We start from the raw sequence: 25,080 nt of genomic DNA, 5'->3' as shown, positions 1-25,080 counted from the left end.
CAATACTACTTGAATTGCTGGAAACTCCTAAAGCTAACTAAACCACAACGTAAGCATGAAATAAAGTTAAGCGTGAAGGTTACGAAAGTAGAAAGAATTAGTTAGATGGCATAAGGTTAAATCCTAAGTGCATATACAATGGATAATCAGCAGGTAAGCTCTAAATAGGAGAAACTTCAACGACTATCCCTCCTGAGGGGAGTACACTACAAGCTATTGGTAGTGGAAGTGGGTAGACCTAAACAGGCAATGCTGTAGGATAAGATATAGTCTGTGCTTAATAGAAATATTAAGAAGTTCATAAGAGAACTGCATAAAAAGTAGCGTTTTATGTGAACGATAACCTTAAAAAGCGATTAAAGTTAAGAACTTACGGTTCTTATATATGTTATTTAAAAATTACGATAAACCTTTTAAAATATTTGATTATAATTTTTTTATATATGCTAATCCTATTATAAGGATGAATAATGAAAGAATATATAAAATCAAGTAGAGAGAAGGTGTTTGTAGTGGAAAAGGCTTATAAGTTTAGGATGTATCGGAATAAAAAGCAAGAAGAATTAATTAATAAAACATTTGGGTGCTGTAGATTTGTATATAATAGATATTTAGCTAAAAGAATTGAATTATACGAAAACAATAAAGAAACTTATTCTTATAAGCAATGTAGTTCAGATTTAACTAACTTAAAGAAAGAATTAGTATGGTTAAAAGAACCGGATAAATTTTCACTACAAAACTCACTTAAAGATTTAGAAGCTGCATATAAAAAATTCTTTAAAGAAAAGATAGGTTTTCCTAAATTTAAATCTAAAAAAACTAACAGATTTTCATACAGAACTAATTTTACTAATGGGAATATAGAATATTGTGGGAAATATTATGTTTCACTATGTTGTGCGGATATAGAAATCAAGAAGCTTGAAAATTCTAATAGTGATATTGGATTAGATTTAGGTATTAAAGAATTTCTTATTACAAGTAATGGCGAAACAATTAAAAATCCAAAATACTTAAAGAAGTCATTAAATAAACTTGCTAAGTTACAAAGAGGGCTGTCTCGAAAATCAAAAGGCAGTTCAAATAGAAATAAGGCAAGATTAAAAGTAGCAAGACTTCAAGAACGTATTTATAGTCAAAGAAAGGACTTCATGCAAAAGCTATCTACTAAATTAATAAGAGAAAATGATGTTATTTGCATTGAAGATTTGCAAGTTAAAAACATGATTAAGAATGAAAAACTTGCTAGATCAATAGCAGATGTATCATGGTCAGAATTTATAAGACAGTTAGAATATAAGGCTAATTGGTATGGTAGAGAAATAATTAAAGTAGATAAATTCTTTGCGAGTTCACAGCTATGCAATAAGTGTGGATATAAAAACGAAGAAGTAAAAGATTTAAAGATTAGAGAATGGATTTGCCCTAAATGTAATGCAGAACATAACAGAGATATAAATGCAGCGATAAATATATTAAACGAAGGATTAAGAAATATAACTATATAAATAGATAATATATATAAGAACCGTAGGAACTATGGGGATAGCTTGGGTTTGCTTAGTACAGAGTGGTACTATCGACCAAGAACCATGCGACTTTAGTCGTGGGAGGTTCAGAATTATGATTCTATGGATTATATGCTAAAGAGAAGGGTTAAAGAAGAGATTTTTAATAATAAAAATTTAAAGCATATAAAATTTATAATGGCATCAGAAGAGAGAATAGAAGATATTGAATTTGATAAAATATATAATATTGATAGTTTTAGTGTTAGAGAAGTTTATAAAAAAGTTATAAGAAATTATTTTTCTGATGCAGATGATTTTAAAGAATTTAAGTCTTATTTAAGAAAAAATAATCTTGAGTGTTTTTTATATAGACCTATTAACTTAAATTATATATTAAGGATTATAGAGAAAGGCTTTGATATCTCTTTTATATATGATTTAAAATCAGAGATAGATTTATATGAAAAATATATTGAAACTATTGTTAAAAGTAAAACTATAAAAAATGCAGCCTCCTATATTTCCTATTATATAGTGAAAAAAGGCATCAAAGGTATAAATGGAGTTAAACTTAGAGAATTAATAGCTGAAGCTTTAAGGGAATATGATAAAGAATATGATATTGATAAAGCTTTTTCTAAGATAAAAAAATTACTATTTAAGAAGAGTAGATGTGGAAATGATATTTATAGGGTTAAAGACAATAATATCATTATGACCTTTAGCTATAGGTATATGTGTAATAATAAGATTAAAGTTCAAAATATTATTAGTAATGATGAATTTTATAATTATTTTATGTGGAGATGTAGAATTGACTCAAAGTTTACCTTTGATAATATTTTCGAATTAGATGATGAATTTTTATATACTATATTAGCTAATATAGAGGATAAAAAGGTAGATAGATTTTATCCATATATTAAGTTGTTTTTTGCAAGTAAGTCATATTCAGAGCTTTTAAGGAAGTTAAATATAATTTTTCAAAGATTTAGATGGGATAGTTTAGTTCAAAATATGATTTTTGAATATCTTAAAGAATTAAGTGATGGTATACAAGATATTAATGATGTAATGAATGATAAAATTGTTTATTATATTTGTGAAGCTGAAAAAGTTAATAAGAAGAGTATGGGGAAAAAGTGGATTAGAGAAAGCAAAAATAATGAAGTTATAAAAAGAGTTTATTTAAATATTATTAAAGCAGATTATATTGAAGAATATAAGTTTTATAGAAAAATGTCTAAGGTGGCAGCTACTATAGAAAAGTAATTTTTACATAATAATACTAAAATGTTATAATTAAATTATGTCTAAAGACTATATTAAATTATGTGGGAGAAAATTTAATGAAAATAGTAAGGGGATTATTGGCATTAATTATTTTAATAGCTGCAAGCACGCCTATAGTTGTTGGATAAATACCTAATATATTTAGGTATTTTTTTTAGGCTTTATTTTTAAATAAAGTGATAAGTGAGACTAGCTATTCAAATATAGGTGGACGTCCCTTGAAGTTCGTACTTAAATAGGGATGTTCTCCTTTTATATTTATTGGGTTTTCATCAATTTTTGAAAATATAAATTTAAAAAGAGCTAAATAGTTTGCTAAATATTTAGTTGACACTCCTCTATACACAGCTATAAATCTCTTTAAGTTGCTATGAATGCTGTTTATTTTTTGAATATTGTATTGTTTAAATTCATGAAGTCCCTTTGGAATAGCTATATGACTTATTTTACAAAAGGATGATAATATCTTATAACTAAAAAGACTGTCTGTTATAAGTAAACTTTTTGGTTTTATAGTCTTACCAATACTTCTTATAAGATCATTTGATGAGGGCTTACCCATAGCTATTGGAGCAATAAATAAGTTGTTATTACTATCTAATGCAGTTAAAACACATACTTTTTCCTTAGATATGCCTCTATATCTTGCCTGACCTCCTCTTTTATGTGCTTTTCTTGGCATAACAAAGCCATCTTTAGAGTGATTTCCTTTAAAGGATTCTTGAAAGAAAGTTTCATCGCATTGAATTTTTGAAGATAAATCCAAGCATTTATAATGCTCTCTAATGGCATCTAAGATTTTATGGCGCCAGATAAAAGCTGTGCTAACTGCAATATTTAGCTCCTTTGATATTTTACTAAGAGAATATTGATTTATAAGGTATTCAATAAACTTAATCCAAGTTTCTAAATTCTTTTTAGATGAGAAAATAGGAGTATTAGTACTTTTAACAAAAGATTTTTTGCAAGTTTTACATAAATATCTTTGAGTTTCTTTATTCTTACCATTTTTAACTATGTATTTATTTTTACAATGAGGGCAAATTAATTCTGTTGTTTCTTTATTATTTGAAACATTAATTAAAATACTTATATCTATTAATAATTTCCTTTTAGCTGCATTACTTAAAAGTTTTATATTTTCTAGAATTTTAAAATAGTTATCTGAACACAAATCAATCACTTCCTAACAATCATTTGTTTAAATACTTGCCTATTTTTATCACTTTTATTCATAACACAGCCTTTTTTATGCAAATATTTGTGAGAAAAATGAGGAAAGCGTGTACAGCAAATATATAAATTTATAAAGTTTTATGATTAAAATATTAACGTTTACGAAAAATAAAACCTCAAGATTAAATCAAATGTTATACTATTTTTGTAATTTAATAGAAATGAGGGATGAAAAATGAAAAAAGCGTTAATTTTAATGTTAACCACAGCAATAGCTTTAAGCCAAAGTAGTACTTTCTTAGTAACAGCAAAGGCTGCAAACGTTTTAAGCTCAGCTGTAATTTCAACAAATGTAGAAAGTGGTTATATTACACGAGATCCTGTATACGATTTAAGTGATAGAAGTGTAAATAGACTAGAATCAGAACACTTTCAAATTATTTGGGGAAATGGTGATAAAACAGGAACGGTAAATAGACAGTTAGTAGAAGGTAATCTTCAAAATCTAGAAACTATAAGAGCATTTTATGTTGATGTATTAGGCATGAATGATCCATGTTCATCTATGACAGGAGCTATAAGTGGAAAGTATAAAACAAATCTTTATATTGCCAATACTGGACTTAATAAAATTGAAGATGACTGGGCTTACATGTCAGTTGATAGGGATGGACTTGGCTTTATGGTTTTAGATCCAGGTGCATTAAGAGTAGATCCACCTAGCTGGGTTGTTCCCCATGAATTTGCGCATGTTGTAACTTATCATATGGGTGGAGGTACAGCAAATGGATGGTATGAAGCTATGGCAAACTGGTTTAGAGATCAATATTTAGGAAGTTCTTATTATAGATATGGTAATAAGACGTATGGACCAGATGCAGACTTTTTTGGACCATTAGTATTTAATTCAGATTGGTATTTCCCACATACTAAGAACTGGTATGATGCATGGCCAATATTATTATATATAACTGAAAATCCAGATAATATGCAAGGTCTTGGACTTGATCTTATGAGAAGTATTTTAAGAGATAGAAGCACTGGAAGTATGTTTGATAAAATAGAAAGACTTTCAGGTACTCCACTAAAAGATATATTAGGTGGATATACAAAGAGAATGGTAACTTATGATTTCAAGAGACAAGCTTCCTATAAAGTAAGGTTAAATGAGCTTTTACAAAGTGGAAGCCACAATATGAATGAAATATATACTAAGCTTGAAAGACAAAGTGATGGAAGTTTAAAGGTACCTTATAACAGAGCACCAATGCAAGCAGGATATAATATAGATCCTTTAGATGTAGATTTAAATGCTAAAAAAGTTACTGTTGATTTTAATGGAAGTAAAGATAATGGAGCAGATTATAGAGTAACAATTGTATCAGAAACTTACTCTGGAGACACAAGATATTCAAGCACTTGGAATAGTGGTACAAATTCTTTAAATCTTCAAGGCGATGAAGATAAAGTTTATCTTGTTGTATGTGCTACACCTGATAAAATGAAAGATTTAGATATTTTTGCATCAGGAGAAGGTACAAGATATCCTTATTCAATAAAAGTTAGTACAAGCAATGAAGAAACTCCAGTGCAAGCTCAAAATTCTGAGCTTTCTACAGAGTATGCTGAATTTAATTCAGAAAATCCATCAGATGTTATAGTGCCAGTAAATTTAAATGGTAATAAAGTATCAAAAGTTAAATTAAACAATAAGACTCTTACAAAAGAATTAGATTATACAGTTGTTAAAAATACAAGCTGGGGAGATGTGTTAGTTTTCAAAAAAGAATATCTTAACACTCTTAAGGCAGGACAAAATAAGTTTGTAATTGATTTTACAGCAGGAAAGAGTTCAAATTTAACTATTAATATTCCTAATAAAAGTGATGTAGAAGAGCCTGTTATACCAACTGAACCTAAAGAGGGTAACTTTGAAATAATTTCAAAGACTTCAGATAACATTATTACAAATTGCATTAATACAGACTTAAGCATAAAACCAATAGGAAATAATTCTTATGACTTATCTAAGTTAAAAATAAGATATTATTATAGTGCAGAAGGAAACTGTGATGAAAGTGTATGGATAGATACAGCAGCTTTAAGCTATACAAGGGCTCCATGGTATATGGCAATTAATTCTACAGCAAATGCAGAAATTAAGAATATAAATTCATCTAAGGCAGATCACTATGTTGAATTCACTTTTAATAATAATGAAGTTATAGATAGTACAGCTACTCTTAATCTTAGAGCTAGAATTGCTAAAAATGATTGGAGTAATTTTGATTTAAGTAATGATTACTCATACAAAAATGTAAATGGAATAGTTGTATACTATAATGATCAAGTTATAAATGGTGTTGAACCTTAATATAGAAGAAAGGAAGTTAATTGAGAGATGAAAAATATAAGAAAACATATTTTAATGATAGCTGCTATTTCTTCTGTATGCATAGGGACAAGCCTTAATGCAAATGCATCTGTATATAATAATAAAAGTATGGAATTAAAACAGCCAGACAATTCATCTGTAGAGGTAAAAGTTACTGGAGATGAATATTATACTTCAATAGAAAGTATTGATGGCTATACTTTATGTAGAAATGATGAAGGCTGGATATGCTATGCTGACAAAGATGGTGATAGCTTAAAAGCATCAGATGAAGTTTATAATGGTGAAAATTATAAAGATAATAGACCTTTTTATAAAAAGATTTTTAGTGATGTAAAAAATAGATCTAAACATTTATCTAATTCAAGTAGAAAAGTTGAAGAAGAAATTACTGAAAATAGAGAAGAGCTAAATGCTAAGGAATCAGAAGAAAATGAAAAAGAAATTTTTAATAAGTATGCTTTAAAGGCTCAAACAAATTCTTATTCTAAAGAAGAGATAAATGGATTAACCATTTTAATAGATTTCCCAGATGTAAAAAGTTCTGTTACTAGAGAAGAGATAGACAGCTTTATTAATGAAAAAGGATATACTGGATTTAATAATAATGGGTCTGTAAGAGATTACTTTTATGATATTTCAGGTGGAAATGTTGAATATTCTAATACAGTAACTGAGTTTTATACTGCAAAACATGAAAAATCTTATTATGATAATGTAAATTCTACAGACTATGGTAAAGCTTTAGAGTTAGTAAGAGAAGCTTTAAATGGATTAAGAAGATCAGGTTTTGATTTTTCTACTTTATCTGTAGATGAAAATGGTGAGCCAAGAGCTGTTAATATACTTTATGCAGGTGATCCTGATGCAGGATGGGCTAATGGATTATGGCCTCATCAAGGTTATATTCCAGAAGGATTTTATTCTGGTGGAGTTAACATTCATAAATATCAGTTAAGTAACATTGGAACTGAATTATCATTAGATACTATGTGCCATGAAGACTGCCACCTTTTATTTGGTTTCCCAGATCTTTATGATGGGATAAATGGCTCAGGTGGATGTGGAACATATACTATAATGTCATATATTTCAGATATTAAAAATCCAGCACCACCAGATCCTTACTGCAGAAGCATTATTGCAGGATGGAATAATGCAATTGACTTAAATAGCATAAATAATTCTAAGATAGAAGCTGATTCTTCTGAAGCAGGAACTCATAGTGTTTATAAATGGACAAATACTAGTAATCCAAGGGAATATTATCTAATAGAAAATCTTGAAAGGAAAGGAAGATATGTTACTATTCCTGACTTTGGGTTAATGATTTGGCATATTGATGAAACAGGCGATAATTCAAGACCAGAAGGAACTACTTACAGTCATTATCAAGTATCAGTAGTTCAAGCAGATGGAAGAAAAGAAATTGAACAAAGCTATAATAATGGAGCCTTAGGAGACCTTTTCTATGGTGGATATAAAGATTCTTTTAATTATAGTACAAGCCCAAGTTCAAAGTGGTGGAATAACTCTGATTCAGGATTAAATATTTCAAATATAAGTGCTAAAGGGGATATAATGACATTTATTGTTGGCAATCCTTCTTATGTTGAAGAAGGTGGACAAGTAGAACAGCCAGAAAAGCCAGCTGTGCAAGATTCAATTATTGATGAAACAAACTATTATTTTTATAAATCATCACCAGAAAATATGATAATAAGGGTTAATTTAAATGGAAATGATGTATCATCAATAAAACTAGATAATAAAATATTAGTTAAGGGTGTAGATTACAATGTAGTTAAAAATACAAGCTGGGGAGAGGTAATTTCTATAGAACAAAGTTATTTAACTAATCTTTCTGAAGGGGCTAAAAAACTAAAAGTTAAATTTACAGCTGGCATAAGCGCTATATTAAATTTAAATATAGTAGGAGAAACAGTAGAGGAACCTTCACATGAAGAGGTTAGTGGAAATTTTGAAGTAAGTGCTAATAGTTTAAATACTTCAGGTAATACTTTAAATACACCTTTAACTATTAAGGCTATAGGAAATAAATCTTATGATTTATCTAAATTAAAAGTAAGATATTATTTTACAGCAGAGGGAGATGCTGATGAAACAGTATGGATAGATTCAGCTGCCATAAGCTATGATAGAGCTCCTTGGTATTTAAGTATCAATAGTAAAATGAATGGAAAAGTATATAGAATGAATAATATTAAAGCAAATGCTGACCATTATGTTGAATATACTTTTAGTGCAAATGATGTTTTAGATAATGGAGCATCTTTATATATTGGTGCAAGAATTGCTAAGAATGATTGGAGTAGTTTCAATTTTTTAAATGACTATTCTTATAATAATCCAAGTGGTGTTGTAATTTATTATAATGGAGAAATAGTTAATGGAGTAGAACCATAAAAATATTAAAAAAACTGCATGATTTTTCATGCAGTTTTTTTATACAACCTATTTGTATGTAGTATGAACTGAAGGTTCTTCTTCTCCATATGGACTTTGATCGTGAGCTTGGTTTTTCATACTTTCAGCATATTTTTTTGATGTTACATCTGCTTTGTTTTTTTCATTACAATTGCTATATTTCATAAGTATCCTCCTCCTGATATTACCATATATTTTAAAGGATATATGAATATTTTGTAAATAAATATTTATAAGACACAAACCTTCATAATTTAAAGAATGGATTACGCAATTATTATATGCTTTTTATAAAAAAATATTATAAAAAAATAAAAAAGTAGACAAATATAAAAAAATGTATTAATATAAATTCATATAATTCAAAGGGTATCGTCTATCGTATAAAGTTGATAATAAGGTTCAACAGTTTCTACCAGGTTACCATAAATAATCTGACTACGATATGTAAAATTTTAAACACATATCTCAATATCCTCACTTTTCATGCGATTAAGACGTATACTATTTGTAGCATGGAGGAATATACAAATGAAAAATTTCTTATCAAATTATTTTAATTTTCAAGAAAAAGAAACTAGTTTTAAAAAAGAAACAATAGGAGGACTTACAACCTTCTTTACAATGGCTTATGCTTTATTTTTAATTCCTAGTGTTTTATCAGAAACAGGAATGCCAAAAGAAAGTGTATTTACAGCAACTGCCCTTGTAGCAGCAGTAGGAACTTTTATAATGGGTGCAGTAGCTAAGTTTCCAATGGGATTAGCACCAGGAATTGGTCTTAATGCTTTTTTTGCATATAGTGTATGTTTAGGAATGAATATACCATGGCAAACTGCTTTAGCAGGTGTTTTAGTATCAGGTATTATTTTTCTTCTTATATCAGTTACAGGACTTAGAGAACTTATAATAACATCAATACCTCAAGATTTAAAATTTGCAGTAAGTGCAGGTATAGGTTTATTTATTGCTTTTGTTGGTTTTAAAAATGCAGGTATAATTGTTTCTAACCCTTCTACTTTTGTAGGTATAGGTGATTTTACTGATCCAAAAGTTTTACTTGCTATATTTGGTCTTTTAATTACAGCAATATTTATGGTTAGAGGTTCAAAAATTGCAATTTTCTTAGGAATGGTTTTTACAGCTATAGTTGGATTACTTACAGGAATTATATCAGTTCCAGATGCAGTAGTATCAACACCACCATCAATGGCACCAACATTTGGGGTTGCAATTTCTAATATAAAAGATGTATTTAATTCACAAATGGCATTAGTTATTTTTACATTATTATTTATGGACTTTTTTGATACAGCAGGAACTTTAGTTGCAGTTGGAGCAGAAGCAGGTCTTATGAAGGAAGATGGAAGCATAGAAAATGGTTCAAGAGCATTATTAGCAGATTCCATTGCAACATGCATAGGCTCAATTTTTGGGACAACCAATACAACAGCTTATGTTGAATCATTATCAGGAATTTCGGTAGGAGCTAGAACAGGATTTTCAAGTATAGTTGCAGGAGTGTTATTTTTAATTTCATTATTTTTCTCACCACTTTTAAGTGTAGTAACTAGTGAAGTTACAGCAGCAGCTTTAATAATTGTTGGATCACTTATGTGCAGCAACTTAAGAAACATTAATTGGGATGATTCTGAAATATCTATTCCAGCATTTTTAACAGTAATTATGATGCCACTTACATATAGCATAGGAGAAGGTATTGCCTGTGGATTTTTAAGCTATGTTATATTAAATGTATTTAAAGGAAACTATAAAAAAGTACATCCAGTTATGTATTGCTTAGGAGTATTATTCTTAATATACTTTGTAGTAAAATAATATAAATAAGGCTGTTACGCTAAAGAAAATAGCGTAGCAGCCTTTTTAAAATTTAGAATTAATTAGGAATTGCGAATGAAGGAAAAAACTCCACAGGAGTTTCAACCTCCATTCTACATTACCCCTTTAATCCTCTTGATTGTCTATCCATATCTTCAACAACAATGTCAAATATTTCTCCAAGAGTAGAACAGTATTCTAATACCTTCCATGGTTCATTTGTGTGGTAATGAATTTTTATAAGTTCATCATCACCAACAGCTAAAAGAGAATCTCCTACAAAATTCTCAACAAAATATTCATTTATTTTATCTTCATCAAGATCTTTTCCTTCAATTAATAATTGTGTATCATATCTAAATTCAAGCATAAAAAATGCCTCCTTCCTTTAGTAGTATACCATATAGATATAGGAAATAAAAAATCAGTATTTTATAACATTTTCAATATTTTCTAATACTATAATTATAAAAAGATAAATAGGAGGAGAATGTGGAAAATAAAAAGGATTTTTATCTTAATGCGGAAACTGGAAATTATCTTGTTATATATAGAGGAGAATTTAAAGAACAGATTGATAAGTTAGATTATGCCACAGGAGATGTTTTAACTAATACGGGGATAGGGGTTATTTCCTTAAGACCTGAAAATCTAGAAAGGCTTTTAAAAGATGTGCCTTCTATTGTTTATGTGGATTTTAGAATGATGTATGCCCTTGGAGAAACAATGCCTAGTATGGTGGGAAATATTAATCATATAAAGATTAACCCTTATTTAGACCTTAATGGTTTAGGAGTTACAGTAGGAATTATTGATACTGGTGTAGATTATTTAAATAAATATCTTATTAATGAAGATGGAACTTCAAGAATCACAAAGATATGGGATCAAAGCATACCTGGCAGTAATAATGATGGAGAATACATAGGGAGAGTTTATAGAAATGAAGAGATAAATAGAGCCCTTGAATCCGCAAGAAATAATCAAAATCCATATAACATTGTTCAATCTAGAGATACTAGGAATCATGGTACAAGAATTGCAACTATTATTGGAGGAAGAGGAGAAAATGAATTTGATTATTCAGGAATTGCACCTCAGTGTAACTTTATAGTTGTAAAGCTTCTTGAAAGTGAAGATTTTAAGTTAGCTATGAGTAAAAATGGGATAAATGATAAGGCTGCTTATAATGTTTCTGAAGTTGTGGCAGCCTTAGAATTTATGAGAAAAGAATTTTTTAAGCTTCAAAGTAAAGCTATGGTAGTTTATCTAGGAGTCGGTGCTACAGAGGGAAGTCATGATGGAAAAAACCTTATTTCTCAATATGTTGATACTCTTGGAGCTATTAGAGGAATGTGCTTTGTTACTGGAGCTGGAAATGAGGGAGATAGTAGTGGCCATAGAACTGGATTTTTAAGATATCCAGGTGATACTGTAGTTAATGAACTTTCAGTACCAAGAGAAATTGAGAATTTAACTTTATTTATATGGGTAGAGAGACCTGATAGAGCTGCTGTTAATGTTGTTTCACCAAATGGAGAATCTTCTAGCATTATTCAGGTAAAAATTAATAGAAAAGAAGAATATAGATTTGTTTTTACAGCAACAAGAATGAAAGTAACCTTTAGAAGCCCTGATCCATTTACAGGAAATGAGGTTATTATAATAGAATTTAAAAATTTAAAGCCAGGAATATGGAGAATAAATTTAGTAGGTAGTTATGTGGTAAATGGTAGATTTGATATATGGCTTCCACCTCATGAATTAATTCCAGAAGGATTAAAATTTTTAGAAGCTACTGAGAAAAATACTGTAACTATACCCTCAACAGCTATTAATTTTATATCTGTAAGTTATTATGGAGAAGATGAAAGAATTGTAGCATCTTCAGGAAAGGGAATTTTAAGAAGTTATACCTTTAAAGAACCTTCTAATATTTCTGATGTTTCAACTCTAGGAGTTAATATTGCAGTTCCTTCTCCTTTAGGAATTATTACAGGTATGTCAGGAAGTTCAGCTGCTAGCGCAATTGTTGCAGGAGGATGTGCACTTTTATTAGAGTGGGGCATTATACAAGGGAATGATAGTACCATGTATTCTAGGAAGATGAGAAGTTATTTAATTTATGGAGCAAGAAGAAGTAGAAATGAAGTTTTCCCAAGTATAAATTTAGGTTATGGAATTTTTGATCTTTTAAATATATTTAATGGCATAGCAAGAATTTATAATACTTCAACCTTAGGAAGAGGTCTTTTAACATCTGATGAAAATAGTGATTATATTGAAGAGAAAATAGATGAAAATATTTTTTTAAGAATACCAAAAGCAAATTCAGGAGGTATAATATGGAGCAGAATTCTTTAATAACTAATTTGTTAAAAGATGTTGATTACTATGAATATCTAGTGCAGTATCAAGGTGATATTTTAGCAGAAATGAAAAGTTATCCACAGTATAAAGTAATTATAATTAACGATAAGTATGCAATTTTGATAATTTCAAAAGATGATAGTAGCATTGTTGATGAAGAAACAAACTTTTCTACAATAGTTTATATTAAGCCTCCAGAAATGTTTACTTTACAGAGTATTAGTCCCAAAAGTGCTTCTCAAGTTAGTTTTATTCAATGCGATAAACCCTTAAGTTTATATGGAGATGGAGTGGATATTGCAATACTAGATACAGGTATTGATTATTTAAATGAAGAATTTATGGATGATGAAGGGAAAACTAGAGTAAATCTTATATGGGATCAGACTATATCTAGAGACGATCAGAAATATGATATAAGTGTACCTTTTGGCCATGTGTTTTCAAAGGAAGAAATTCAAAGTGCTATAGATGCAAAAAGAAGAGGTGAGAATCCCTATAATATAGTTCCAAGTGTAGATGAAATAGGTCATGGAACAGAAATGGCAGGAATTATAGCAGCTTCAGGAAAGAATAAAGATTTTACTGGTATGGTTCCTAAAAGCAGTATTATTGCCATAAAACTTATAGAAGATTATGCATTTGAAAAGTATTTTTATTCAGAAGTGCCTGTTTTCAATATTTCTATAATTTTTTCTGCTTTAGAATTTCTATATCAATATGCTTTAAAAAATTCAAGACCAATGGTAATTTATTTTCCTTTAGGAAGTAACTTAGGGAATCATAATGGAACTGCAATATTAGATCAATTTATAAATGCTATATCTTTAACAACAAAGATTATAGTAGTTACGGGTACTGGAAATGAACAAAGATCAGGATGTCATACTTCAGGAAGACTTAGTGAAAATGAAAAAACTAAATTTATTAATATACATGTATCAAAGGAAGAAAAGAACTTGTGGGTTGAGATATGGGTAGAAAATCCTAATATTTTTTCAGTGGATGTTATTTCACCTTCTGGAGAAAGTAGTGGAGTAGTAAATACATTAATTAATAGAACTAGTAACTATAATTATATTTTTGAAAAGACAAATATGAAGGTTAATTATTATCTTCCTGAAGAAAGTACAGGAGCTGAACTTATTAGAATTAGATTTTATGATTTACAGCCTGGTATATGGGGGCTTAGAATTATAGGTAATGAGATTTTTGATGGGCAGTTTAATGTATGGATGCCTCAAAGAGGAATAACTCATAGGGGAACTTATTTTAGCCCTGATGATATTTATGGAACTATAACCAATCCAGGAAATACTGAAATTACAGCTACTGTGGCAGCTTATAATCAAAACAATAATACCTTAGTAGATTATTCAGGAATTGCACCTCAAAATAGTAGTATTATTGATGTGGCAGCTGGAGGTGTTAATGCTTTAACCTTTACGTCTGGAGGAAAACCAGTTTTAGTTAATGGTACAAGTGTTGCAGCAGCTATAGTAGCTGGTGCCTGTGCAATGTTACTTGAGTGGGGGGTAGTAGAGGGAAACTATCCTAATATGTATGCTATGACTATTAAAACCTATTTAAAAAGAGGAGTTACAAGGAGAAGTGGAGATAATATATATCCTAACTCTAATTGGGGATATGGTATTCTAAATATTTACAATATATTTAATGAAATTAATTAGAAAATAAGAAAACTGTTTATGGGAAGAGAGTATCTTTCATAAACAGTTTCTTTTTGCCTAAAAATATAGGTCAGATAAATCACAAAAATACAATAATTATTTTAAAATATTCAAAAGAATATTTTAAAAAAGTTGAAATTGAAATAATAAGTTTATTGGTAGGAGTAACATTAATTACATCTACTTGTGCATCAGCAAGGGCATTTTCATATTATTATGCTAGTAGTCAACTATGTTTAGAATGTGGTTATAAGAATATAGTAGATATGGGTTTAAGAATCTTAAAATTTTTCAATAATGAAGGGAAAACAGTTGTTATAGTTACTCATGATGAAAAAAGTTACATCATATTATAATAGAATAATAAAAATTTTAAATATTTAATTAGTTTTCATTTAATGCCTTAATTAGTATTGATAATTTAACTTATGCTATAATGTTGTAGTATAAATTACATGTAAAAAGAGGTGATATTTTTGAAGATACATAAAGATTTAAAAAAAGCTATAACGTGGCTTTGTAGTGATAAAAATAAGATACTAGATTATGGATGTGGAAATGGTGTTTTATTAATAGAAGCATTAAAAGAAAATGAAAATGCCAGAGGCTTTGGAATAGATATTTCAGAAAATGCAATTTTCTTAGCTGAAAAAAATGTAAAAGAAAATAATCTTTCAGATAGGGCAAACTTTAGATGTGGTAGTGTTGAAATTTTAAAAACAATTAAAGATAATAGATATGAAGCTGTAATTTTAGCTAATATACTAGACAGTATGACCATTATGGATAGTTACATATTATTAGATCATTTGAAGAAAATAGTAAAAGATGAAGGAAAGATTTTTGTTAAAGTAAGACCTTATAAAAATAAGGAGGAACTTAAAAGTTTAGGAGCAGTAATGCTTAATGATGAGCTTTTTGAAATGGAAGAAGATAACCTTTTAAGAAACTTAACTACTGAAAAATGGATTGATATTCTAAAAGATTACTTTGAAATTAAAGAGGAAATTGATGTTTCTAAAGATCATGATAGAATATTCCTTATGGTTAATAAGAAAACTAAATAAATATGCTGTATGAAGAGTAGATATATCTGAATGATTAAAAAATATTTAGATATATCTACTTTTTTAATTAAATTAAAGTTCGTAACAAATGATACAGAAAAAATATCATATGTATAGTAATATAATTTCATGGTTTTGACGTGAAGAATACGCCAAAGGTTACTAAATAAAAATGAGACATTTTACAACATACTAAATTTATAAAAAGGATAAAAACAAGGGAGGAAAATAATATGAGCCTATTTTTGGGAAAAATACATTATTGGCTATTTAATAAAATACAATGGTTTGAAGGTTTAGAAAGAGATGTTATAGTATTAGCTAAAAACAGTGGTTTAGATGTTGATACTCTTACAAAAGAAATAAATGCAAAGTATGGTGAACCAACTCCCAATAAACCACTTGAAGATATGATAGATACAGGAAATATCCATGGTTGGCTACAAGGAAAGATCCATGCAGCAGAAGGAAGAATGGCAGCTTGGACTAATGCTTTACTTAGCACTAATAATAAAGAAGTAAAGAAAGCTTTAGAAAATATTTATATAGAACAAGGAATTAAAGCAGGAAAAGAAGTTATAGCTGAAACAAAATTAGATAGTGCAGAAGAAATCTATAATGCTGTTAATGACTATATATTAGATGGTATGCCATGTGATAGAGTTAACGTTATAGAAGAATCAAATTCAGAAATAGTAAGCTTTAGAAGAAGCATGTGCGTTCATAAAGAAGTTTGGGAAAGAGAAGACGTAAATGTTGATACATTTTATGGATTAAGAAAGCTTTGGGTAGAAAGTTTTATACAAACAATCAATGATGAATTTGAATATGTAGAAGAAAATGGAGTAATGAGCATAAGAAGAAAGTAATTAAAAGGGAGTGTATTGAATTTATGAAATCAATTGAGCTAATGGTTAAGGAACATGAAAATGTAACACGTATAATAAAGGTTGCAAGAAAGTTATGTTATAAAATTGTTAAAAATGAAGATGTTGATTATGATAATTTTTATAAAGTAGCTGATTTTATACAAAATTATGCTGATAAAATACATCATAACAAGGAAGAAGGATTCTTATTTAATAAGATGATGGATGAAATGGGAAAAGTAGCTGAAAAGTTAGTTAAACATGGCATGCTTGTAGAACATGACTTAGGAAGACTTTATGTTTCAGAACTATTAGAAGCCCTTGAAAGTTACAAAAACGGTAATGATGAAGCAAGAGTAGACATTATAGGAAGTACAATTTCTTATACAAATTTATTAACAAGACATATAGAAAAAGAAAATAATGTGGTTTATAAGTTTGCTGAAAAGTCTTTAAGTGAAGAAACTAAAAAAGAAATTGAAGAAAACTGTGAAAAGTTTGAAAAAGAAAATGCTAAGAATAAAGAAAAATATTTACAGATCCTTGATGAGCTTGAAAAGAAGTTAGAAGCTTAAGGTAAATATATCAAATAAAATTTAAGGTGGTATATAGTTTGTATAAAATTATACTTTAAGTTTAAAACACCCCTTAAGCTTCTAAAAAAATTAACCATACTGGTTATATAAAATGTGATTAGGTTTTTCTAGAATACATAGTTTAAAAAGAATTTCCTAAGCACATTTTTTATTATAGACTTAAAAAATAAATACTATACATATTCTAAGGAAATTTATATAATTAATACATAATTTTATGTTTGAGAGGTACGAAATGGAAGTTTGTTATATTGATATAAGCTGCATAAATTATGAGGATTATATAGATTTCCTTTTAAGTTTTGTGGATGAAAATAAAAAGAAAAAAGCTTTAAGATTTATACGTAAGGAAGATAGAATTAGAACTTTAATTGCTGATATTATGGTAAGAAGCTATGTTTGTGAGAAATATAATTACAAAAATAAAGATATAATTTATGGATATAATGAGTTTAAGAAACCATACTTAATTAATAAAGATAATATAAATTTTAATGTATCCCATTCAGGAAAATATGTGGTAGCAGCCTTTGATAATGAAGCTATTGGGGTAGACGTTGAAAAAATAAATAAAGATACAGAATATAAAGTCTTAGCAAAAAACTTTTATACTAAAAATGAATATTTAAGAATTGAAAATTTAAATGAAGAAAAAAGCATAATAGAATTTTTTAAACTTTGGACCTTTAAAGAAAGTTATATAAAATTTGAAGGCAAGGGGCTAAGTATTCCCCTTAATTCTTTTGAAATAGAAAAGAATAATGAAAATAATACATATTATCTAAAAGATAATGAAAAAAATATATATTTCAATAATTTTAATATAGATGAGGAGTATGAATTATCCTGCTGCTCAAGAAAAAAAGATGCTATATTAAAAGAAATAACATTTAATGATTTAATATATAGTATGAAAAAGTATTTGTAACTTTATATAATGGCTGTATTTTTAAATAAAGTGATAAGTAAAACTAGCTATTTAAATATAGGTGGACGTCCCTTAAAGTTCGTACTTAAATAGGGATGTTCTCCTTTGATATTTTGCTAAGAGAATATTGATTTATAAGATATTCAATGAACCTAATCCAAGTTTCTAAATTCTTTTTAGATGAGAAAATAGAAGTATTGGTGCTATTAACAAAAGATTTTCTACAAGTCTTACATAGATACCTTTGAGTTTCTTTATTCTTACCATTTTTAACTATGTATTTATTTTTGCAATGAGGGCAAATTAATTCTGTTGTTTCTTTATTATTTGAAATATTAATAAGTACTTATATAAGCACAAATCAATCACTTCCGAGTATCATATGTTTAGATGTTTACCTATTTTTATCACTTTTATTCATAAAACAGCCAAATAAAATAGAGTTTTGTAAAGAATGCCTGTATAATGAGTATATTACATTATAAGGGGGAGACAAAATGGATACGTTAATGGAATTATCAGACTACCTAAAGGAACTAAATGCAGTTTCAATTATAGTAAGACTTTTAATGGCTGTAATTTGTGGAGGAGTAGTTGGAATTGAAAGGGGAAGAAAAGGACAAGCTGCAGGTTGTAGAACTCATATGCTTGTATGTTTAGGAGCTACTTCAGTTATGATGACTAATATTTATGCAATATCAGAATTTAATGCATCATCAGATCCTACAAGAATTGGAGCACAAGTAGTAAGTGGTATTGGTTTTTTAGGTGCAGGAACTATTCTTGTAACTAGCAAAAATCAAATAAGAGGATTAACTACAGCAGCAGGTCTTTGGGCATCTGCATGTATGGGACTTGCAATAGGTATAGGTTTTTATGAGCTTGCTATTATAGGAATAATTTTTATATTTGGAGTAATAGCTGTTATAAATAAATTTGATAAAAGGGTTTATGGTATATCTAAAGTTATGGATGTTTATATAGAATTTTTAAAGCCTGAAGTTTTAAGGGAGGTTATTTGTTTTTTGAGAGAAAAAAACATAAAAATATTAAGTATACAAGTTGTTAAAGATAAAACTTTAGATAAATCAAGGTCAGGAGCTATAATCGGAATAAAAACAAAGGAAAGATTTGATCATTCAGATGTAATAGCTGAATTTTGGGAAATAGAAGGTATTGAGTTTGTAGAAGAAGTATAGTGATAAAAAATTAGATATTTAAATATAGGTGGATATCCTTTTAAATTTTTATAAGGATGTTCACCTTTTCTTTTTTTGAGCTTTTCTAGGCATAACAAAACCATCACTTATTTTTAAGCTGTAAATATAAAGCGTGATTAAAAAAAGCATATCTTTTAAGAGTCAAAATAGTATGTTTTAAGAATATTCGTTGTGTTATTTTTAAACAATTTTTAAAATAAAAGTAAGTCGTTTAAGACAAATTTAGGAGGGATTTTTGATATGAAGAGAAAACATATTGCTTTACTTTTAGCATGTTCAATGGTTTTAGGCTTTACGCCTCAAGCTTCTATTGGGGCTAAAGCAGCTACCAATGACAATGTTGTATTTCTAAATGATTTTGAAGCATCAAAGCTTCCAGATGAAGTTTCAGGAGTATTAAAATCATCAGATGTTGCAATAAAATCTTTAGGAGACAACAAGGCATTAAAAATTGCATCAAAATTTGATGGAACAGATGATTGGGATAATAATAAACATGAAATAGCATTTACTACATCTAATCAAGATTTAGTAAAGGGATCAAAGGTTGAATATGATATTATCATTCCAACAGCTAATAAAAACTTTAATGGATTAATGAAAAGTGCAGGAGGCTTTACAACTCATGACACATCCACAGATGAATGGGGATGGGCAAGCTTAGATTGTGGAGATATAAAGAGCACTGCCTTTTCAGATATGGGTGATGGATACTCAAAGGTACATGTAAGTACTACTCTTACAGAAGATGTTAAGGGAGCTTGCAAATTAGATATTCAAATAGATGCATATGAATGTACTTATGCAGGAGATATGTATTTAGATAATGTTAAAATTTCTAAACCAGCATCTTCAGAAAATAAATCAAAAGATACTATAATTTTTGAAAATGATTTAGAAACTTCAAAACTTCCAGATGAAGTTTCAGGAGTATTAAAATCAACTGATGTTACTGCAGCTTCATTAGAAGAAGATAATACAGCATTAAAGATTAAGTCTAAATTTGATGGGACTGATTCTTGGGAAGATAACATACATCAAATTAGTTATAAAACTAACTATACTAAGGACCTATCAAAGGATGCTAAAATTGAATATGATATTATAATTCCAACAGCTAATAAGTCATTTACTGGACAAATGAAAGGTGCAGGTGGAGTTACAACTCATGATGAATCAACTGATGAATGGGGATGGGTAAACTTTAACGTCCAAGATATAACTAGTTCAGATTTTGTTGATATGGGTAATGGATATTCAAAGGTACATGTTGCTCAAACTATGGAAGGTGAAGTAAAGGGATTATTTAAAATTGATTTACAAATAGTAGCTTGGGAATGTACTTATTCTGGAGACTTCTATGTAGATAATATTAAATATTCAGAACCAGGAAAAGAAACTCCAGGTGAAGGAAGTGTAGTTACTGATAAGAATATTTACTACAGTGATTTTGAAGCTAATCAAATGCCAAACACTGTAACAGGTGTTATTTCTGCAAGTGATCTTTCTATAGAAAAGGTAAATGACAGCAATGCATTAAAGGTTCCAACTAAGTTTGATGGAACAGATGACTGGGAAAATAATAATCATCAAATGGTATTTGATGCTAAGAGTGATGATGATGTTACAAAGGATGCTAAACTTGAATTTGACCTTTTAATTCCTACAAAGAATAAGAATTTTGATGGACAAATGAAGATAGCAGGTGGATTCACTACTTTTGATGGAGATAATTGGGCTTGGGTTAATAATAGTATGGCAGATATTAAGAGCTCAGACTTTACTGACCTTGGCAACGGATATTCATTAAAGCATGTAGTAGTTAATCCTTCAGATGTAGTTAAGGGAATGCAAAATATTAATCTTCAAATAGATGCTTATGAATGTACTTACAAAGGTGATATTTATATAGATAATTTAAGATTACATGAATCAAAGACTTCAGAAGCAGAAGTAGCTACAGGACTTATCTGGGACTTCAATGATGCTTCTAAGGGATTAGATGGATGGAAGTATGATAGCGACTATGATTATCATGGAACTCATGATGTTTCATATGATACAAGCTTCACAGGAAGTGGTTCATTAAAATTTGATCTTGACTTTACAAAGGATTCAAGTGCAGGATGGTCAGAAGTTAAACTTAGCAACTGGGTAAGTGATGGAATTAATATGGGTGAATACAACACTATTAAGTTTAACCTATACTATAATCCAGCTAATATGACTAAGGGATCATTTAAATCTCAATTCTGGATAAACTCTGATATTAATAAGAGTACAGATATTGATTTTGCTAAATCTGAATATCTTGGAAATGGTGTAAGCAAAGTTCCAGTAAGTATGACATTTGATAGTAAAGATGTTAAAGCTAATAATGTAATTCTTACATTAGTTGGTTCTTCAACTGATTATAAGGGTGCTATGTATATAGATGATATTAACTTATGTAATACAAAGGTTAAAGATATCTATGTTAATAAAACAGTAGAAGCTACATCTAATCCAACAAAGGTTGATATATCAAGCCTTCAAACACCAAGTTCAGTACAACTTGTTGACTCAAAGGCAACAGATTCAACAGCAAGCCTTTTAGCTTACTTAAAGGGAATTGGACAAAGTAAGTATGCAATATTTGGACATCAAGATCCAACAACATACAAAGCTGGTACAATGCCAAATGGTGCTACTTCAGACGTTGAAGATTTAACTGGTTCACTTCCAGGAGTATGTGGTATAGATGGATTATCATTTACAGGAGCAGAACTTCAATTAAAGCCAGGAGATACAAGAGACCTAGTTACAGCAACAGCTGATGTATGTAAAGAAGAAGCAGCTAAGGGTTCAATTTTAACACTTTCTGTTCACATGCCAAACTTTGCAAGAGTAGCTGAAAAAGGTAAGAAGAATGGAAAATATGATTACTCAGGATATACTGTAGCTGATATGGAAGGTAATGTTGCTGAGAGAATATTACCAGGTGGAGACTTAAATGAAGTTTATAATGGATACCTTGATATGGTAGCTGATTTTGGTCACCAAATGGATGAAGTAGATGTTCCAATATTATTTAGACCTCTTCATGAATGTAACGGAAGCTGGTTCTGGTGGGGCAAAGGTGCTTGTGATGATGATACTTACAAGAGTCTATTTGCTTACACTGTAGAATATTTAAGAGATACTAAGAACGTTCATAACTTCTTATATGTATTCTCACCAAATGGACCATTTATAGATGAAAATGACTATTTACAAAGATATCCAGGAGATGCCTTTGTTGATATTATGGGTATAGACCAATATCACAACAATCCAAAGGGAGGCCCAGAAATTGATGGATGGTTTAAGAGCCTTAAAGATAGTATTGCAATAGTTGATGCAGCAGCTGAAAAACATGGAAAATTATCTACTGTTTCAGAAACTGGTATAGCAACAACTAAGGGTTCACTTTATGAACAAAATGGTGCTACAGCTGTTTCAGGAAACCTTGATAAAGATTGGTATCAACATGTAGCTGAAATAGTAAGTGAATCAAATATGCCATTCTATATGGTATGGGCAAACTTTGCTAAGGACAACTTCTATGTTCCATATATGGTTGATGAAACTAAGGGACATGAAATGGTTGATAACTTTATTAATTACTATAATGATGAAAACTCAGTATTTGCAAATGGAGTTGGTGATTATAGAGAAGTAAAAGTTAACAAGGGAGACGCATTCTCATATGCTTATATTGAAAGCCCAGCACCAGGAAGCAGAGTATTAAATCCTGCAACAATTAAAGCTAAGGTAAGTGCTGATTCAACAGATATTAAGTTTAATGTTAAAGCGGGAGATGAATTAGTTGCTACATTAGATGCTAAATTAAATGAAGCAAGTGGTCTTTATGAAGCTGATATTGATGAAGCTTTACTTAATAAAATAGGTAAGAAAGTTGGATCTATTGAAGTTACAATTGATGGTGAAGTTAAGACATCAGCTAAATATACTTTCAACATTCCAGTTCCAGAAATCAAGAATGATGTTGTAGATGATTTTGAAGCTTATGGAGATGAAGATTCACTTCTTCAAGGAGCTTGGGGAACAAACTGTGGTGCAGGATGTTCATTAACTCCAACTCTTGTAAAAGATGAAGACGGAAATCACAAGATGAAATTTAACTATAAGATTTCTACAGAGGTTCTTGAAGAAGGATATGCAGGAATGTTAAATACTAAGAAGTGTGACTGGTCAGCATATGATGCATTACAAATTTATATTAAACCAGATGGAAATGCTCAAAAGTTAGTTGTTCAAATTACTTGTAATGGTGAAGACTTTGAAGTTCATCTACCAGAATTTGCAGGAACAACAGAAGGTACGACACTCGTAATTCCATTTAGCGAATTCAAGGGTAAACAAAATGGAACATTTGATCCAGCTAATATTACAAGCTTTGGATTATGGTGTAATACTATAGTTCCAGAAGGACATACAGGAGCATGGACAGTAGATTCATCATTTGAATTTGATAATATTAAAGCTGTTAAACAGTCTGAAGTAAATACTGGAGCTGAAGACTTAGAAAAGGCAGTAAAAGCAGTAGAAAAAGCTGAAAATAGTAAGACTCAAGCTGACATAACTGAAGCAGAAAAATTAATTGCAAAACTTGAAAGTGGAAAAGATAAGACTGACCTTGAAGCAAGAATTAAAGTTGTTAAAGATAGTCTTGTAGATACTAATACAGTTACAGTTAAGGATGCAAATCTTAAGTCAGCAATCTGTAAATTATTAAATAAATCAGTAACAGATACTTTAACTAAGGCTGATATGGCAAAGGTTAAGAATCTTGATGCTAAAAACTTAGGAATTACTTCTCTTGAAGGTTTAGAGTATGCAACTAACTTAAGAGATCTTGATGTGACAGGAAATAGCATTACAGATGTTACACCTATAACATCATTAATGTCATTAAAATACTTATCGTTAGATAATAACTCTGTAACAGATGCTATGTTAAATACATTATCATCAATGACTTCTTTATTAAGCTTAAGTGTTACTGGTACAAAGGTTACAAATATTGATCCTGTAGCTAAGTTAGTAAACCTAAAATATTTATATATTTCAAATACAGATGTTTCTGATTTAACTCCAGTAAAAGGTCTTTCAGAATTAAGATATTTATATCTATGCAATACTAAGGTTAAAGATATTGCACCAGTATATTCATGCCAAAAGTTAATGATACTTGGTATTTCAGGAAATGGAATGAACTATAATATTTGGGGATTAAAATCACAATTACCTAACTTAAAATCTGTAGTAAATGACTAAAACCATATAAAATTATAATAAAAAAACTGCTGCACTAAAGTTTGAGTGCGGCAGTTTTTCTATATTACTATAATAGTGCAAAAATGCTTGAATAATTTTACAACTGAATAAAATAAAAAAACATTTATGATAAATCTCTGTTATAATTAAGTTCCTACACAAAATTCAACAAGGAGATACATAAATGTTTCAGAACACAATTATATCAAACGAACCATCAATATACAAATTTTTTAATCAATTAAATTTTGATTTTTACTTAACAAATCCTCAGTTAAAGCATTTAGAAAATATCATGAATGCTATGATATTTTCTAAATGCTTTAATGGTAAGATTTCCGACATAGCGGAGCTT

At 29.1% G+C, this 25,080-nt stretch carries 17 protein-coding genes and 1 riboswitch; of the genes, 14 read left to right on the top strand and 3 right to left on the bottom strand.

Annotated elements, in window-relative coordinates; translation table 11 throughout:
* The first annotated feature begins 512 nt into the window (after nucleotides 1-512).
* Both BM384_RS04940 and BM384_RS04935 read left to right on the top strand, forming a co-directional pair.
* On the top strand, nucleotides 513-1,511 hold the full coding sequence (locus BM384_RS04940; RefSeq protein WP_347455053.1) for an RNA-guided endonuclease TnpB family protein: 999 nt from the start codon (nucleotides 513-515) through the stop codon (nucleotides 1,509-1,511).
* 123 nt (nucleotides 1,512-1,634) lie between these two features.
* Entirely contained in the window at nucleotides 1,635-2,786 is a 1,152-nt protein-coding gene (locus BM384_RS04935) for a hypothetical protein (protein ID WP_090011668.1), read from the top strand.
* Between the two features lie 214 nt (nucleotides 2,787-3,000).
* Here BM384_RS04935 and BM384_RS04930 read toward each other — a convergent pair whose 3' ends face one another.
* Nucleotides 3,001-3,981 (bottom strand): IS1595 family transposase, encoded by a 981-nt coding sequence (locus tag BM384_RS04930; protein ID WP_090011666.1) that lies wholly within the window; start codon nucleotides 3,979-3,981, stop codon nucleotides 3,001-3,003.
* Nucleotides 3,982-4,218: 237 nt separating this feature from the next.
* Here BM384_RS04930 and BM384_RS04925 point away from each other — a divergent pair, with 237 nt between their 5' ends.
* Both BM384_RS04925 and BM384_RS04920 read left to right on the top strand, forming a co-directional pair.
* Nucleotides 4,219-6,357 carry a DUF6055 domain-containing protein gene (locus BM384_RS04925; RefSeq protein ID WP_090011664.1) on the top strand — a complete coding sequence of 713 codons (2,139 nt, stop codon included), beginning with the start codon at nucleotides 4,219-4,221 and terminating at the stop codon, nucleotides 6,355-6,357.
* Between the two features lie 27 nt (nucleotides 6,358-6,384).
* The gene (locus tag BM384_RS04920; RefSeq protein WP_090011661.1) at nucleotides 6,385-8,805 is read left to right on the top strand and encodes a M6 family metalloprotease domain-containing protein; all 2,421 of its coding nucleotides are present in this window, start codon (nucleotides 6,385-6,387) and stop codon (nucleotides 8,803-8,805) included.
* A 48-nt stretch (nucleotides 8,806-8,853) separates the two neighbouring features.
* Here BM384_RS04920 and BM384_RS17570 read toward each other — a convergent pair whose 3' ends face one another.
* Entirely contained in the window at nucleotides 8,854-8,991 is a 138-nt protein-coding gene (locus BM384_RS17570; RefSeq protein WP_175537286.1) for a hypothetical protein, read from the bottom strand.
* Between the two features lie 194 nt (nucleotides 8,992-9,185).
* Nucleotides 9,186-9,287: riboswitch (purine riboswitch) on the top strand.
* A 70-nt stretch (nucleotides 9,288-9,357) separates the two neighbouring features.
* Here BM384_RS17570 and BM384_RS04915 point away from each other — a divergent pair.
* Nucleotides 9,358-10,665 carry an NCS2 family permease gene (locus BM384_RS04915; RefSeq protein WP_090011659.1) on the top strand — a complete coding sequence of 436 codons (1,308 nt, stop codon included), beginning with the start codon at nucleotides 9,358-9,360 and terminating at the stop codon, nucleotides 10,663-10,665.
* 118 nt (nucleotides 10,666-10,783) lie between these two features.
* Here the strand turns inward: BM384_RS04915 and BM384_RS04910 are convergent, their stop codons facing one another.
* Complete coding sequence (locus tag BM384_RS04910; protein WP_090011657.1) at nucleotides 10,784-11,035, bottom strand: kinase to dihydroxyacetone kinase; 252 nt, start codon at nucleotides 11,033-11,035, stop codon at nucleotides 10,784-10,786.
* A 122-nt stretch (nucleotides 11,036-11,157) separates the two neighbouring features.
* On the opposite strand from BM384_RS04910, the gene BM384_RS04905 reads away from it, so the two are divergent.
* The 9 genes from BM384_RS04905 to BM384_RS04865 all read left to right on the top strand — a co-directional run bounded on the left by BM384_RS04905 (nucleotide 11,158) and on the right by BM384_RS04865 (nucleotide 24,725).
* On the top strand, nucleotides 11,158-13,029 hold the full coding sequence (locus BM384_RS04905; protein ID WP_090011655.1) for a S8 family peptidase: 1,872 nt from the start codon (nucleotides 11,158-11,160) through the stop codon (nucleotides 13,027-13,029).
* The gene (locus BM384_RS04900; protein ID WP_090011653.1) at nucleotides 13,011-14,726 is read left to right on the top strand and encodes a S8 family peptidase; all 1,716 of its coding nucleotides are present in this window, start codon (nucleotides 13,011-13,013) and stop codon (nucleotides 14,724-14,726) included. Before BM384_RS04905 ends, BM384_RS04900 begins: the two co-directional genes overlap by 19 nt.
* 53 nt (nucleotides 14,727-14,779) lie before the next feature.
* On the top strand, nucleotides 14,780-15,082 hold the full coding sequence (locus BM384_RS04895; protein ID WP_090011651.1) for a hypothetical protein: 303 nt from the start codon (nucleotides 14,780-14,782) through the stop codon (nucleotides 15,080-15,082).
* Between the two features lie 120 nt (nucleotides 15,083-15,202).
* A complete protein-coding gene (locus BM384_RS04890; RefSeq protein WP_175537285.1) occupies nucleotides 15,203-15,793 on the top strand; it encodes a methyltransferase domain-containing protein in 591 nt (196 codons plus the stop codon).
* A gap of 233 nt (nucleotides 15,794-16,026) precedes the next feature.
* Nucleotides 16,027-16,662 (top strand): hypothetical protein, encoded by a 636-nt coding sequence (locus BM384_RS04885; RefSeq protein ID WP_090011646.1) that lies wholly within the window; start codon nucleotides 16,027-16,029, stop codon nucleotides 16,660-16,662.
* 23 nt (nucleotides 16,663-16,685) lie between these two features.
* Nucleotides 16,686-17,237 (top strand): hemerythrin domain-containing protein, encoded by a 552-nt coding sequence (locus BM384_RS04880; protein WP_090011644.1) that lies wholly within the window; start codon nucleotides 16,686-16,688, stop codon nucleotides 17,235-17,237.
* Between the two features lie 256 nt (nucleotides 17,238-17,493).
* On the top strand, nucleotides 17,494-18,186 hold the full coding sequence (locus tag BM384_RS04875) for a 4'-phosphopantetheinyl transferase family protein (protein WP_175537284.1): 693 nt from the start codon (nucleotides 17,494-17,496) through the stop codon (nucleotides 18,184-18,186).
* Nucleotides 18,187-18,683: 497 nt separating this feature from the next.
* Nucleotides 18,684-19,385 (top strand): MgtC/SapB family protein, encoded by a 702-nt coding sequence (locus BM384_RS04870; RefSeq protein ID WP_090011640.1) that lies wholly within the window; start codon nucleotides 18,684-18,686, stop codon nucleotides 19,383-19,385.
* A 261-nt stretch (nucleotides 19,386-19,646) separates the two neighbouring features.
* Complete coding sequence (locus BM384_RS04865; protein WP_090011638.1) at nucleotides 19,647-24,725, top strand: CIA30 family protein; 5,079 nt, start codon at nucleotides 19,647-19,649, stop codon at nucleotides 24,723-24,725.
* Nucleotides 24,726-25,080: the final 355 nt, after the last annotated feature.

Origin of the sequence: Clostridium sp. DSM 8431, from assembly GCF_900116755.1 — a bacterium.
Classification (GTDB): Bacteria; Bacillota; Clostridia; order Clostridiales; family Clostridiaceae; genus Clostridium.
Note: the sequence above shows the minus strand (reverse complement) of the source record. Positions and strands in the feature narration are given on the sequence as shown.